The 14727-nt window shown below is 44.7% G+C and carries 15 protein-coding genes and 1 tRNA gene; 4 read left to right on the forward strand and 12 right to left on the reverse strand.

Annotated elements, in window-relative coordinates:
- Positions 1-171 precede the first annotated feature (171 nt).
- Complete coding sequence (locus OCV52_RS25660) at positions 172-342, reverse strand: helix-turn-helix transcriptional regulator (protein WP_137407928.1); 171 nt, start codon at positions 340-342, stop codon at positions 172-174.
- Positions 343-768: 426 nt separating this feature from the next.
- Positions 769-845, reverse strand: a tRNA-Arg gene (locus OCV52_RS11310).
- Positions 846-1056: 211 nt separating this feature from the next.
- On the opposite strand from OCV52_RS11310, the gene folD reads away from it, so the two are divergent.
- A complete protein-coding gene (folD, locus tag OCV52_RS11315; protein ID WP_063523959.1) occupies positions 1057-1914 on the forward strand; it encodes a bifunctional methylenetetrahydrofolate dehydrogenase/methenyltetrahydrofolate cyclohydrolase FolD in 858 nt (285 codons plus the stop codon).
- Between the two features lie 77 nt (positions 1915-1991).
- Here folD and OCV52_RS11320 read toward each other — a convergent pair whose 3' ends face one another.
- The 5 genes from OCV52_RS11320 to OCV52_RS11340 all read right to left on the reverse strand — a co-directional run bounded on the left by OCV52_RS11320 (position 1992) and on the right by OCV52_RS11340 (position 7780).
- Positions 1992-3797, reverse strand: coding sequence for a cation:proton antiporter (locus OCV52_RS11320; protein WP_137407929.1), 1806 nt, complete (start codon positions 3795-3797; stop codon positions 1992-1994).
- Between the two features lie 185 nt (positions 3798-3982).
- Complete coding sequence (locus OCV52_RS11325; RefSeq protein ID WP_137407930.1) at positions 3983-5182, reverse strand: NupC/NupG family nucleoside CNT transporter; 1200 nt, start codon at positions 5180-5182, stop codon at positions 3983-3985.
- Positions 5183-5387: 205 nt separating this feature from the next.
- Entirely contained in the window at positions 5388-6308 is a 921-nt protein-coding gene (locus tag OCV52_RS11330) for a LysR family transcriptional regulator (protein WP_080566522.1), read from the reverse strand.
- A gap of 152 nt (positions 6309-6460) precedes the next feature.
- Positions 6461-7459 carry a lytic murein transglycosylase gene (locus tag OCV52_RS11335; protein ID WP_137407931.1) on the reverse strand — a complete coding sequence of 333 codons (999 nt, stop codon included), beginning with the start codon at positions 7457-7459 and terminating at the stop codon, positions 6461-6463.
- Between the two features lie 30 nt (positions 7460-7489).
- Positions 7490-7780 (reverse strand): YcgL domain-containing protein, encoded by a 291-nt coding sequence (locus OCV52_RS11340; RefSeq protein WP_004737952.1) that lies wholly within the window; start codon positions 7778-7780, stop codon positions 7490-7492.
- A 220-nt stretch (positions 7781-8000) separates the two neighbouring features.
- Here OCV52_RS11340 and minC point away from each other — a divergent pair, with 220 nt between their 5' ends.
- Genes minC through minE form a run of 3 tightly spaced genes read left to right on the forward strand, consistent with a single transcriptional unit; the run spans position 8001 to position 9767 of the window.
- Complete coding sequence (gene minC, locus OCV52_RS11345; protein ID WP_063523955.1) at positions 8001-8663, forward strand: septum site-determining protein MinC; 663 nt, start codon at positions 8001-8003, stop codon at positions 8661-8663.
- Positions 8664-8684: 21 nt separating this feature from the next.
- The gene (minD, locus tag OCV52_RS11350) at positions 8685-9497 is read left to right on the forward strand and encodes a septum site-determining protein MinD (protein ID WP_008221225.1); all 813 of its coding nucleotides are present in this window, start codon (positions 8685-8687) and stop codon (positions 9495-9497) included.
- Positions 9498-9503: 6 nt separating this feature from the next.
- Complete coding sequence (gene minE / locus OCV52_RS11355; protein WP_004737949.1) at positions 9504-9767, forward strand: cell division topological specificity factor MinE; 264 nt, start codon at positions 9504-9506, stop codon at positions 9765-9767.
- Positions 9768-9853: 86 nt separating this feature from the next.
- Here minE and rnd read toward each other — a convergent pair whose 3' ends face one another.
- The 5 genes from rnd to OCV52_RS11380 all read right to left on the reverse strand — a co-directional run bounded on the left by rnd (position 9854) and on the right by OCV52_RS11380 (position 14706).
- Positions 9854-10972 carry a ribonuclease D gene (rnd, locus tag OCV52_RS11360; RefSeq protein ID WP_137407932.1) on the reverse strand — a complete coding sequence of 373 codons (1119 nt, stop codon included), beginning with the start codon at positions 10970-10972 and terminating at the stop codon, positions 9854-9856.
- 131 nt (positions 10973-11103) lie between these two features.
- Entirely contained in the window at positions 11104-12798 is a 1695-nt protein-coding gene (gene fadD, locus OCV52_RS11365; RefSeq protein ID WP_102422976.1) for a long-chain-fatty-acid--CoA ligase FadD, read from the reverse strand.
- Positions 12799-12903: 105 nt separating this feature from the next.
- Positions 12904-13755: an alpha/beta fold hydrolase gene (locus OCV52_RS11370; protein ID WP_102422977.1), complete on the reverse strand. Its 852-nt coding sequence runs from the start codon at positions 13753-13755 to the stop codon at positions 12904-12906.
- A 49-nt stretch (positions 13756-13804) separates the two neighbouring features.
- Positions 13805-14365, reverse strand: a complete 561-nt coding sequence (locus tag OCV52_RS11375; protein WP_102422978.1) for a Slp family lipoprotein — start codon at positions 14363-14365, stop codon at positions 13805-13807.
- A gap of 35 nt (positions 14366-14400) precedes the next feature.
- Complete coding sequence (locus OCV52_RS11380; protein ID WP_004737940.1) at positions 14401-14706, reverse strand: hypothetical protein; 306 nt, start codon at positions 14704-14706, stop codon at positions 14401-14403.
- Positions 14707-14727 lie beyond the last annotated feature (21 nt).

Genomic DNA, 14727 nt, shown 5'->3' on the forward strand with positions numbered 1-14727 from the left:
ACCGGGGACACAAAAAGAGAGAGCTAACGCTTTATAGTATATAGGTATGCGATTGGAATGAGCTCGCTAGTAGAGAAGTAAATATCTGAAGCTTGCCCTATACTCTGAATACCGATTACAAGCTAGCGTCCTTGCTAACTACAAAACAGACTATGCCGCCTCAACATTAATCTATCTACTAGCTTCATACCACATATATACCTCTTGCTCGCTCCAACGGGGAGAGCGTTTAGAAACCATGATCGGTTTTGGGAACGTGTCATCCTGCCTCATTCTCCAAAAGGTAGTTCGACTAATATCAAAGGTGTAAATAATATCTTCAATCGTGAGTAGTTTGCTCATTCATATTTTACCTCTCATAACCTACTGATACCGACTCCAGGATGGATCTGTACCAAATACTGGCTATGTTTCGCTATTTGAAATAAAAATACAGCACAAAAAACGATCAGTCAATATAAAAACTTTTAATAAACATGTAGTTATCTATAATAAATGTATACACCATGCAGGTGTAATGATCGATAACTTGAGTCGGATTGACTTAAATGGCTGCGAATGCGGGATGCATTAGTAGAACTTAAAAAAATACATCGAGGCAAAGGGAGAAGATAGGAAAGCCTATAGCCGGGAGTAACTTTGAATGTGTTTCATGCCGTATCAGGTCGTAGCCTGCAGGTTCATCGTTACTTGACCATATACTTGACCACAAATGATAAAAACGAAAAAGGGCGTAGCAAGTACTAACCTGCTACGCCCCGTAAATAATGGCACGCCCTGTAGGATTCGAACCTACGACCACATCCTTAGAAGGGACGTGCTCTATCCAGCTGAGCTAAGGGCGCGCTACAGGAATGGATTATACGAATTCGAATCATGAAAGCAACGGCTTTATGTAACATTCTGATCTAAGTGAGTAAAAAAAGGTCAACAAACTTATAAGTGTTGAAAAACAGAGCAAAGCAATCGTTTGCCTTGTGGTAATCAAAAAGATTTTCTGGAATAATGCGCCAAAAACATCAGCCACTAACTTGAATATCAATACTAAGGAAATTCATGACTGCTCAAAATATTGATGGAAAGCTAATTTCTCAAACGGTTCGCTCCGAAGTAGCTGCACGTGTAAAAGCTCGTACTGAAGCTGGATTACGCGCTCCGGGCCTAGCGGTTATTTTAGTGGGTGAAGACCCTGCTTCTCAGGTTTACGTTGGTAGTAAGCGTAAAGCGTGTGAAGAAGTTGGCTTCGTATCTAAATCTTACGATTTGCCAGCTACTGCAACAGAAGATGAACTGTTAAACCTAGTCGACCAACTGAACCTAGATCCAGAGATCGACGGTATTCTGGTTCAACTGCCTCTACCTGCTGGCATCGATAGCACTCACGTTCTTGAGCGCATCACACCAGAAAAAGACGTTGATGGCTTCCACCCATACAATGTCGGCCGTTTGGCTCAGCGTATGCCAAAGCTTCGCTCTTGTACGCCAAAAGGTATCATCACCCTGCTTGACCGTTACAACATCGATTTACGTGGCAAGCACGCTGTTGTTGTTGGCGCTTCAAACATCGTAGGTCGTCCAATGACCCTAGAACTGCTTCTAGCAGGTTGTACAACGACTACATGTCACCGTTTCACTAAAGACCTTGAAGGCCACGTACGTCAAGCAGACGTTGTTGTGGTTGCTGTAGGTAAGCCTAACTTCATTCCTGGTGCTTGGATTAAGAAAGGTGCAGTTGTGGTCGATGTTGGTATCAACCGTTTGGATTCTGGCAAGCTAGTCGGTGACGTTGAATACGATGTCGCGAAAGAGAGCGCAAGCTTTATCACACCAGTACCGGGTGGTGTAGGTCCAATGACAGTAGCAAGCCTGATTGAGAACACAATGATCGCTTGTGAGCAATTTCACTCGAAGTAATCTATCAGCGCAGTATAAATAGAATTAGAAAGCCGCAACGTGATATACGCTGCGGCTTTTTTGCGAAAGACCACTTACTACTTATCTGGAGTCTCGACCGGCTCTGAAGGCGGCAGTAAACTGATGATCTCACATTCTGTCGATATCAGCTTTTCTAAGTCAGCCCCTTGAGTAATTAAACGGAAGTCTCCGTCATTGATGACTCCAAGCAAAATCGCTTTAGGATAAAGCGCGTTAAACTCATTCAGAACAAATGCCTCTGTCAGCCCTGTACTCTTGATTTGGCTACCTTGTGCCATTAATGAGTTGAGCTTGGAGTAAGTGACGCCTTCCTCAAATAGACTTCGGTTGCCATCTCGACTCACTTGATGCCTTTCATGCTTACTCTCTGGTGACTCAAGCTCAAAAACCTTATTGGCACCAAACTCGTCTTGATAATGCATGCTGACTAACGGGTTAGTTTGACGATAAGGCGAAACAATCATCGCTCGCCCTATCCCATCCAATTCCAAATTATTTTCGGCGTGACTGGAAGCTGGGTTGCCAAAGTAAACATTCAAGTTATCCATGCGCGCCAACCGAATGCTCTCCCAGTTGGTATCCGCAAGTACACTATTGATGTTGTGAGTCGCGAGCACCTTGGCAAACTGCCTTGCAAAGTGGGTGGCACCAAAGAAGATAACCCCCTGCGCTTTCTCTTGAGTGACACCTAGCCTTCTCGCCCACCAGCTCGCGGTTAAGCTCTGAATAACAACCGTCCCTATGATGACCAAGAACACCATAGGGACCAACAGGTCTGCGCCCTCGATCAATTGCTTCTCTTGAAGTTTGATCGCAAACAGAGAAGAAACCGCTGCCGCCACGATCCCGCGCGGTGCCATCCAACTTAAAAACCATTTATCTGCTGAGCTAAGATCCGTACCGATCCCGCTGATCCACACACTTAATGGGCGAGCCACCAGCATAACCACTGCTAATAACCCTATACCACCCCAACCTATCGACAAAAACGCGCCTGAATCGAGCCGACTGGCTAACAAAATAAACAACGCAGAAATGAGTAATACAGTCAGGGTTTCTTTGAATTCGATGATGTCTTCGATATCCAAGCCTTTCACATTGGCAAGCCAGATCCCCATGATGGTCACGGTTAACAAGCCAGATTCTTCACTCAGGTCGTTAGAGAACGAAAACGCTGCCAACATTAATGTCAGCACTGCTACATTACGCAGATAATGTGGCACCCAATGTCCTTGCAGCATCTTGGCAATCAAATAGCCACCGATGATCCCCAAGCCTAAACCAATAGCCAGAGTCAGCCCAAGCGCTGACAACACATGACCGGTAGGATCGGCTGAAGAGACAATGTATTCATAAACCAGAACGGCAAACAGAGCGCCTATTGGGTCAATAACAATACCTTCCCATCGCAAAATGCTACCAAGAGAGGCTTTAGGCTGAATACTACGCAGCATAGGCACAATTACTGTCGGGCCTGTCACCACCACCAAAGCACCGAATAACGCCGCTAATGGCCAACTAAAGTTAACAAAGTAGTAAGCACCGACAACAATGCACGCCCATGTAATCAGCATGCCTACACTCACTAGATGAGTCACCATGCGACCATGACCTCTGATCTCCTTAAAGTTAAGCGTCAATGCGCCTTCGAATAGAATGATGGCAACACCTAATGAAATCAGCGGAAACAGAACATCACCGAAAATGACATCTGGGTTAAGGACATTTAAGCCGGGGCCCAACAACAGGCCGACAATGAGAAGAGGGAGAATCGCGGGGAGACGCAATCGCCAGCCGAGCAACTGACAAGCTAAAGACAAGAGCCCAATTAGCGCCAAAGAAGAAGTAATCGACAAATCCATTTATGCCCCTAAATAATTGGTGCCACACCCTGCGGTCCAAATCTATTTACTGAAACAAGAAAGCCTACGTCATTAAACTATAGGCTCTCTTTTTCATACTAACCGAATATTATTGTGATTAATCAGTCACTTTACTATAGGGGAAATAAAATGACTGACTCGTTCACTCGGTACTTATCATCTAGCTAGAGTGAAAGTACCACGCCAGCAATCGCAGCACTCATTAAGTTAGCAAACACACCAGCACAAATCGCTTTAAAGCCGTATTGTGAGATGAAAGAGCGACGCTCTGGTACCAAGCTACCTAGGCCACCAATCAAAATCGCCATTGTTGAGATGTTGGCAAAGCCACACAGTGCGAAGGTTACAATCGCTTGTGAATGCTCGCTAAGAACCTCTTTCGCATCCATTAACTGAATGAAAGCGACAAATTCGTTCACAACAATCTTGTTACCGATCAGTGAACCTGCAACGATAGCCTCAGACCACGGCACACCGATCAGCCATGCAACGGGTGCGAACACATAGCCTAGGATAAGCTCGAAGCTTAGGTTTACGCCAAACCATCCCCCAACAATACCTAGCAAGCCATTCAGCATTGCAATCACACTGATAAAGGCAAGAAGTGTCGCACCCACCGCAACGGCAATACGAAGTCCAGACATAGCCCCATCTGCCATTGCCTCAACTACGTTTGTTGCTCGTGGAATTTCAACATCTGACTCAATGTTTTCTTGAACATCGTCAGCATTACCTGGTACTAAGATTTTAGCCATCAACAAACCTGCAGGTGCAGACATGAATGCCGCTGCGATCAGATAGTTTAGGTCAACACCAAGCGATGCATAACCAACAAGCGTACCACCAGCAACAGATGCCAAACCACATACCATCACTGCGAACAGTTGTGAATCCGTCATGTGTTTCAGGTAAGGCTTAACCACCAACGGTGCTTCAATCATGCCAACGAAGATATTTGCTGTCGCAGACAGGGATTCTGCACGGCCTGTGCCCAAGAACTTCTGCAGCGCGCCACCGATAAGGTTGATCACTTTTGGCATAAAACCTATGTGGTACAAACCAGAGATAAGCGCAGAGAAAAAGATAATAATGCCCAGAACGTTAATCGCGAAAACGAAACCGTTGTTCGTAAGGCCACCAAATAGGAAGTTAATCCCTTCTTGACCGTAGTTGATCAAGCTAGATACCGCACCAGTGGCTGCATTCAACGCTTCTTTACCCATTGGAACATATAGAACCAATAGCGCGAATGAGATTTGTAGTAAGAAAGCCAGAGAGACTGTTCTTAGTGGAATATTTTTTCTGTCCGTAGATAGTAACCAAGCGGCAACTAAAATAGTAATAATTCCAAGTAGCGAAGCCATGTGCGTCAACCTAAAAGTTGTAGTTAGGAAAGGCGACGCATTCTATAGAGGAAATCGTTTGCGGCAAGCGGCGGTTGTTAATGTGATGTTGGGGTAATCACTCTTGAGTAATGATTTTAATTAAGCTATTGAATTTTAATAATTAAATTTGATTAAAAAGCGTACTTTTTCCATATGGAAATTATATTTATAGATTTGGAAACAGTTAACGATGCAGTTCGACGCACGTTTTTAGGTTTTCATCCCAGTACGTCGGCGATCCAATATGATCTTTTATGAACTCAATCACCGCAGAAAGCTTCTTCGGCATGTTCTTTCGACTCGGATACACAGCATAGAATGGCATCAGCTGACTCGCTCTCCATTCCGGCAAGACTTGGATTAATTTGCCCGTTCTGAACTCTTCCTTCACTAAGTAAGTGGCCAAGTAAGCCACGCCCCACCCGGATACCGCTGCGTCTCGAACTGCCTCAGCTAAATCCACCGAGTAATCCCCGGCCACTTTAACACTAAGGTTCTCTTGTCCGTTATCAAACGCCCACGATGTGTAGTCTCGCTCTCGGCTGCGATAGATAAGACAGTTGTGGTCAATCAAATCAGACGGTACGTGTGGTGTCCCGGCTTTAATCAGGTAATCGGGCGATGCTGCTACCACAAACTGGCTATCAGCTAATCGCTGCGCAATGTACCCTTCTGGCAGGTCTTCATTATTGGTGATCCAAAGATCTAAACGCTCTTCAATCATGTCCACTTTGTAATCGAACAGGTGGACTTCGATTCTCAACTGAGGATAAAGCTGTCTGAGCTCATCAATCGCAGGAATAATATGTAAGGTGCCAAATGACTGCGACAGCCCAACACGCAGTATTCCTGAGATATCATCACGCTGGCTGTCCATATCCATTTGAGCCGCTTTTACCGTGTTAAACAGTTGCTCACAGTGCTGATAGAAGACTTCCCCCGCTTCCGTTAGCGTTAGGCTACGTGTGGTTCTTTGTACTAGCTTGATTCCAATGGAGTCTTCGAGCAAAGCAACTTGCTTACTGATATGAGACACCGAAACGTTCAAGCTTTTTGCAGCACTGGTAAAGCCATCGTGCTTAATTAATGCATGGAATATCACCATCTGTGCAGCTCTATCTGTTAGCACAAGACCACCTTCTTAAAACTCAAAAATATAAAATCAAAAAGGACTCCGAAGAGTCCTTTAGTTCGTTCTGCCTATGGTAGGCCAAATGCTATCAGAGCAAGTCATAACGATTAATACAATTAGGTCTACTAATCAAACTTGATTCTGTCTGCTAGATGGCTAACCGCCAAAGCAAAGTAGTAAGAACGATTCCACTTCATTAACACATTGTAGTTGTTGTAAACGAGGTAAGAGCGACCCGCTTCGTCATCTGGCATGATTAACCAAGCTTTAATGTCTTCATCAAGGTTAGGCAATGGGCGATCGTCGTACCGCTTAATACCAAGTTCAGACCACTCTTTTAGGTATTTCGCTTTGTCTTCAGAACGACCTTGCAAATCAATAGACACCGTTGATGGTACATGAACCTGACGACCCCAAGTGTACTTATCATCCCAACCGGATTGGCTCAGATAATTCGCCGCCGAAGCAAACACATCTTCTTCAGTGCCCCAAATGTCTTTCTTGCCGTCGCCATTACCATCAGCGGCATACGCTAAGAACGAGCTAGGCATAAACTGAGGTTGGCCCATAGCACCAGCCCAAGAGCCTTTCATCTCTTTCGGGGTGATATGGCCTTGGTCAAGAATAGTCAACGCCGCCATCGCTTCACTGCGGAAAAACGCTTCTCTACGCCCTTCGTAAGCCATAGTTGTTAAGGCATCGATAACGCTGTAATTACCCGTGAATTTACCGAAGTTACTCTCAACACCCCACAAAGCGACAATGAATCGCGGCTGAACGCCATATTCATCACCAATGCGCTTTAACGCTTTGTAATGCTCCTTATACAGTGATCTTGCTTGCTTCACTTTCCAATCTGGCACTGCTCGTGGAATATACTCATCCAGAGTCAGTTTCTTTTCAGGTTGGTTTTTATCCGCTTTGACCGCTCTTGGCTTAAACGTTACACCATCAAAGGCTTCATCAATGATCGCTTCAGAAATGCCTTCTTCACGGCCTTGTTGCTTTAGTTTTTCTACATATTGCTCAAAGCTCTGTTCTTGAGCCTGTACTGAGCCAATGGTCAGGCTATTACCTAAAAGTAATGCCGACACCGCCAATATGCTTTTCGAAAATTTACTCAACGATCACTCCTCCCTGAATTGAGATAGCTATCACTCTTCGTCTTGATTGTTTTGCTGAGCTTTGCGCTCTTTGTACAGCTCAAGTTCGTTTACTGGTGGAGGCGGAACTTGCAAAAAGAAACCATCGGTGTTCAGTGATTCTCTCACCTTATCGATGTTCACTTGAGCCAGTTTGCGACCGTCCATTTTAATTACCATTACAAAACTAGGTTTACCAAACATTTGCATCAATGCGTCAGGAACTTGTGAAAAATCATCCTTCTTCGGGATATAAAGGTATGTTCCTTCTTTCTTTGAGCTTTTATATATAGAACACAGCATGACAAACCTTTTTAATTGATTATGACTACAAAACTCTCACATGCGAGATCAATAGTTTATGTTAGGGAAATATTGGGAACAAAACGTCCATTTGACAACAAGATTACTTGCTGTGCTTGATTTGGGAATATAACATGATAAACCTAGTTTCAGGCAATGCCCTTTATTTTATTAATAAAGAAATTGTACCAATTCGCTATTGAGGTCCTGTAGTTTTTCGATGTCTAGTAACCCAGATCTAAAAGGTAGCAGCTTTACGCTATCTGTTTTGCACTTATCCGATGATCAAGTCGAAAATGCAGTCTCTTTTCTTCAAGAGAAGGTAGACCAAGCACCCACTTTTTTTGCTGCCGCACCTGTGGTTATCAACATCAGCAAAGTGGCTGGCGATATCGACTTCGTAAAGCTAAAAGATGGTATCTCTCAAGCGGGTATGATTCCGGTTGGCGTCGCTGGCTGTTCTGACAAACGCATGCAGAACCTTGCTAGAGAAGCTGGCTTTGCGGTCATGACGGCTAGTAAATCACCATCGCAAGCACCTGCAAAAATGGCGCCTATTAAAGTAATTAGAACCCCGATTCGTTCTGGGCAGCAGGTATACGCAAAAGATGGCGACCTATTAATCCTAAGCCACGTAAGTGCAGGTGCAGAAGTGATTGCCGACGGCAGCATCCATATTCATGGCACATTACGCGGCCGTGCGATTGCCGGTGCAAGTGGTCAAACTGAAGCAAAAATAATTTGTAATGATTTACAAGCCGAGCTGGTTTCTATTGCAGGAAATTACTGGCTCAGCGATCAAATTGAAAGCGAGTACTGGCAGAAGAAAACCATGTTTAGTATGGCAAACGATGTATTACACGTTGACGTCCTCGCAATATAAGAGAAATAAAAGGAAAAAATAATGGCACGCATTATCGTTGTAACGTCAGGTAAAGGCGGGGTAGGAAAAACGACCTCTAGTGCAGCTATTGCCTCTGGTCTGGCTCTAAAAGGAAAGAAAACCGCAGTTATCGACTTTGATATCGGTCTGCGTAACCTTGATTTAATCATGGGTTGTGAGCGTCGTGTTGTTTACGACTTCGTTAACGTTATCAATGGTGAAGCAACGCTTAACCAAGCGATGATCAAAGATAAACGCACAGAAAACCTATTCATTCTCCCTGCTTCTCAAACTCGTGATAAAGATGCACTAACCAAAGACGGTGTTCGTCGCGTATTTGATGAACTGGATGAGATGGGCTTTGATTTCATCATCTGTGATTCTCCAGCGGGTATCGAGCAAGGTGCTCTGATGGCGCTGTACTTTGCTGATGAAGCGATTGTAACGACTAACCCTGAAGTCTCTTCAGTACGCGACTCAGACCGTATTCTAGGTATTCTTGACTCTAAATCTCGTCGTTCAGAGGACGGCTTGGAGCCTGTGAAAACTCACCTTCTACTGACTCGCTACAACCCTGCTCGCGTAAATCAAGGCGAGATGCTGAGTGTGGAAGATGTTGAAGAGATCCTACACATTTCTCTACTGGGCGTAATCCCTGAGAGCCAAGCGGTACTGAACGCATCGAACAAAGGTGTTCCAGTGATCTTTGACGAAGCAACCGACGCAGGTATGGCTTACAATGATACTGTAGAACGACTACTAGGTAGCCAAGTTGACTTCCGCTTCTTAACGGAACAGAAGAAAGGCATCTTCAAACGACTGTTCGGGGGCTAATGCGCAATGTCATTACTAGAGTTTTTCAGACCACAGAAGAAGACCACTGCAAACCTAGCCAAAGAACGTTTGCAGATCATTGTTGCTGAACGCCGTAGCCATGACGACCCAGCGCCGTCTTACCTGCCGCAACTAAAAGAAGACATCTTGAAGTGTATTGCTAAGTACGTAGAAGTGGATCCATCAATGGTTGACCTTACGTTCGAACACAAAGATGACGATATCTCAGTATTAGAGCTGAACGTTAAACTGCCCGAAGACGATAAGTAATCATCACTATCTCGTCAGCAGATTGAATAAAAAAGAGAGCCTAGGCTCTCTTTTTTGTGTCTGCGTTTTGTTCTTAAACAGTTTGGCTATTTGATTGCTTTATTCAGCCTCTCGCCAACCAGCTCTATACGCCAACCTTGCATCACATCCGGCAGTTTTTCTGGATTACGATCGTGCTTCCAAACCCAACTCAACATTTGGTTTAGTTGCTTCTTCGATGCCAAAAATTCAGTCACTAGGCCACTGTGTTGCGAAGCGGTTTTCACTTGATCTTTCAACACTTTAAAGACTTGCTTATAGCCCGGGTAGTCCATCAAGCGTTCAACTGGTGCTGGGTACTCTTCTTCTGGCGTGTGTTCCGCTAACTTAACGATTGAGCTGATCTTCGCGCCATGACGACGTACAGAGCGGAAATCAAAACCTTCCTCTTCCATACGCTTCGGATTCTTAATCGCAAAACGCGCGACAGCCCAAAGATCTTGTTCTTTAAAGATAAAGTTCAATGCGAGATCGCGCTTAATCGCTTCTTTCAAACGCCATGTTGCAAGTGGTCTCAAGATAGCAAGTTGCTGTGGCTTAAGTTGCCATGCACCTTTGATATCAAGGTAAGCCGTATCTGGATTTACTTTACGGATACGCTTCGCCACCTGTAGATCAGACTCTTGTTGCGCCGCTTCCCACCAGCCTGCTTCCATCACTTTCTCAAGAAGCTTATTGTACATAGGCATTAAGTAATGAACGTCTGCTGCCGCGTAGTCGAGTTGCTTTTGAGAAAGCGGACGCGCCAGCCAATCAGTGCGAGATTCACTCTTATCTAAATCCACACCAACAAACTCTGAAACCAAAGCAGCAAAGCCCGTTGATAAGCCATGTCCTAAGAACGCCGCCATGATTTGAGTATCGACCATTGGGGTTGGTGTACAATCAAATGCGTTCTGGAATACTTCTAAATCTTCACCGCATGCGTGTAGCACTTTCAGTACTGAAGCGTCTTTCAATAACCCAACGAACGGTGTCATTTCATCAAGAGCAATAGGGTCAATCAGAGACAGCGTTTCACCGTCAAATAACTGAATCAAGCCTAATTGAGGGTAATAGGTTCTTGTACGAACAAACTCCGTATCAAGCATAACGACATCGGCTTCACGTGCTTGTTGGCAAACTCGCTCAAGGTCTTTCAATTGGGTAATGATTTGATAATCCACAAAAACTCTCACTGGTTTCTATTTGATCGCCGGATACAAAAATGCCGACATTAACTGTCGGCATTCTAACACCATTTTACCACGCCCGCTTAGATTAAGCGTTTCAATGATTTCAGGCGAAACTGTGCTTGTTACTCACTTGCGCGTTTAGCAAGTTCTGCATCGTTCTCTTCACGTAATACGCGACGTAAGATCTTACCTACGTTGGTCTTTGGAAGATCTTCTCTAAACTCAACCAGTTTAGGCACTTTGTAACCCGTTAGGTGTTCACGACAGTGCGCGATAATGTCTTCTTTGGTTAGGCTAGGATCACGCTTAACCACATAGATCTTAACCAGTTCACCAGACACTTCGTGAGGTTGACCAATCGCTGCTACTTCTAGCACTTGACCATGCAGTGCAACGACATCTTCAATCTCATTCGGGTAAACGTTAAAGCCAGACACAAGAATCATGTCTTTCTTACGGTCAACAATGTGCAGTAAACCTTCGTCATCAAACTTAACAATGTCACCCGTCGATAACCAACCGTCTTGGTCAATCACTTCTTTGGTCGCTTCTGGACGTTGCCAGTAACCTTGCATCACTTGAGGACCACGAACTTGCAGCTCACCCACTTGATCATTAGCAACCACGTTACCTTCATCATCAATGATACGAACATCGGTTGAAGGTACCGGTAAACCGATAGCACCCGTGTAATCTTTTAGGTCATATGGGTTACCCGTTACCAGCGGTGAACACTCGGTTAAACCATAACCTTCTAACAGGTGGATACCTGTCACTTTCTTCCATTGTTCAGCAACAGCGCGTTGAACCGCCATACCACCACCAACAGATAGGCGTAGGTTACTGAAGTCTAATTCGTGGAAATCTTCGTTGTTTACTAACGCATTGAACAGTGTGTTTACACCAGTAATTGCGGTAAACGGAACCTTTTGCAGCTCTTTGATGAAACCAGGAATATCACGAGGGTTAGTGATAAGAAGGTTACGACCACCCATTTCTACGAACAGCAAGCAGTTTACTGTCAGTGCAAATACGTGATACAGCGGCAATGCTGTTACCACTAGCTCTCGGCCTTCATGCAGAACCGGACCATACGCCCCTTTCGCTTGAAGTACGTTCGCGATCATATTGCGATGCGTTAGGATTGCACCCTTCGCAACACCCGTAGTACCACCAGTGTACTGAAGGAATGCAATATCATCCCCAGTCATAAATGGTTTTACATACTGAAGGCGACGACCTTTATGCAGCGCTTTTCTGAACGAGATAGCACCCGGTAGATCATACTTAGGCACCATACCTTTCACGTATTTCACGACGAAATCGACAATAGTACCTTTTGCACGAGGTAGCATTTGACCAAGACTAGTCAGTACTACGTGCTTCACAGGAGTGTTGTCGACCACTTTCTCAAGCGTACTCGCGAAATTCGAAACGATAACAATCGCCTTTGCACCTGAATCGTTCAGTTGGTGCTCTAGCTCACGAGGTGTGTACAGTGGGTTGACGTTCACTGCAATCATACCAGCGCGCAATACACCAAAGAGTGCAATTGGGTATTGCAGCAAGTTTGGCATCATCAGTGCAACGCGATCACCCTTCTTGAGCTTCAAATCATTCTGCAGGTAAGCAGCAAAAGCACGACTGCGCTCTTCAAGCTTACGGAATGTCATTACTGAGCCCATGTTCTCAAAAGCAGGTTGGTCTGCGTATTTCTGTACAGACTGCTCGAACATTTCGATAAGAGATGGGTATTGATCTGGGTTGATCGTTTCTGGTACGTCACTTGGATAACGTGAAAGCCAAGGTTTATCCACTATGTTACTCCTCGTTTATCAGCTGACGACTGCTTCGCCGCTTTTATCATTACGGTATTACAGCACAGCTTTAGTGCATGAGCACTAAAAGGCTCAAACACTTGTTTAAATTTTGTTAACTAAACCAAGAATTAGCTCTGAAACTAGCTCTGGGCTCTCTAAATGACAATGATGTCCGCCGGGAACAGTCTCGATTTTTAGAGGACTATGGGCTGATTTGTAGCGATTATGCTGCAAATGTCTAAATCCATCATTGCCTAATATTATGAGTTGAGGGCATTCAATAGCCGCCATAATCGCTTCTGCGTGCGCCTGTGACATTCGATATAAAGAGTCACATTTTAGATTAGGGTCGCATCGCCATTGCCAGGAGTCGTCTAACTCGGCAATCCCTCGTTCTACAATAGGAGCAATGAGTTCGGCATTGATTTGATTGGCGTGTGCTCTCAGCTTAATAGCATCCTCTAGGCTTGCTAAAGGACGTGAAGGCTTTCTCCGCTGTCGAAGACGACTGAGTACCCCATCTCTTAGACGAGAGACCGTTTCTTGGGGAGCTTCAGAAAGAGGTCCGTGACCTTCAATTTGAATTAATCCTGACACCTTTTCAGGAAAGGCGGCACTATAGCAACTTGCTATCAATGCACCAAGTGAATGTCCTACTAGCACCAGTCTGTTTGGCGATAATTTAGTCACAATCTGATGTAAATCATCGATATAGTCATGAAATGGGTAGTAACTTCCCGACTTATGCGACGAAAGACCATGACCAAAGAGGTCAATCGCAATCAGATGACAATCAGGTAGTCTGGTTTGTAGGTTGGCAATAACAGAAGAAAAACTCGCAGAATTATCTAACCACCCATGAATAAAAACGACCGTCGTAACGGTCGTTTCTGAATTGCCCATCTGCTGTGTGGCAAGCGTCCCGCTCGCAAGGGAGTATGACTTTTCAATCATCAAACATCTCATTCCATCTGACTGTACAATCTAGGCCTAGCAAAGTGAGCTACTCTACGTCCTGTATAACTCGACCGTGCCTTGGCATAGTTTGGAAGCTACGGCAATGTAGGCTTCTGCACGAATAGTAGGTTGGTGCGAAATCGTTAACAACGACACGTTCCGTAATGTTCCACAGTCGTTGGTTATCTACCTTCATCACTGGGAAGGTGTAAGGGTACTCGCCGATTTTACCATCTTCACTACCGTCTGATTGACCAACTAGCGTAATCAAACGGCCTTCAGCAAAGCTTAACGGCTCAACGTATCCTTCAATATAACCAACAAAGCGCCCACTCGGTTCGGCATCGAGATCTGGCTTACCATTGCTTGAAATTGGCATGTTAGCAACTTCAATTCGAGTTCTGTCTTTTAAGTTTGTCACTTTAGAAATGACGCCGCCTAACCGAACACTTTTCGCATCCGGCAGTTGGTCGACCCATTGCTGGTAGTCGCTGATAACAGGCTCTGATTTTGCTTCAAGCTCACTAGGAAGTGATGAACACCCTGCAAGCACCAAGATACCAATAGAAAGGGCAATTAAGCGTATTTTAGATAAGTAATTAGACATGGTTCTGGTCCTTCAACAGGCATTAATAAAACGCTTTAGATGTAAATATCGACACCGATGAGCTTTGCAAGTTCTTCTTTTTTCGCCTGGTTCATTACATCCATGTATTCTTCCATAGCCTTACGTCCTCGGCCTTCTGGAAGATCATACTGGATTTGAGCCTTGTGTAGCTCAGACTCTTTAACTTGACGAATAGAATGAGAGACAGCATTGGCCACTTTGGTTGGTTGCCCAACCGCAGTGCTAGCATCAGATTTTTTTGCCTGCTCCTTCTTTTTAACTCGATTCGGCTTAGACGTATTGCCTATCGAAGAAGGAGGTAAGTTATTAATTGATACCATGACTAAATATCTGCCCTCTCA

Source organism: Vibrio chagasii, from assembly GCF_024347355.1.
Classification (GTDB): domain Bacteria; phylum Pseudomonadota; class Gammaproteobacteria; order Enterobacterales; family Vibrionaceae; genus Vibrio; species Vibrio chagasii.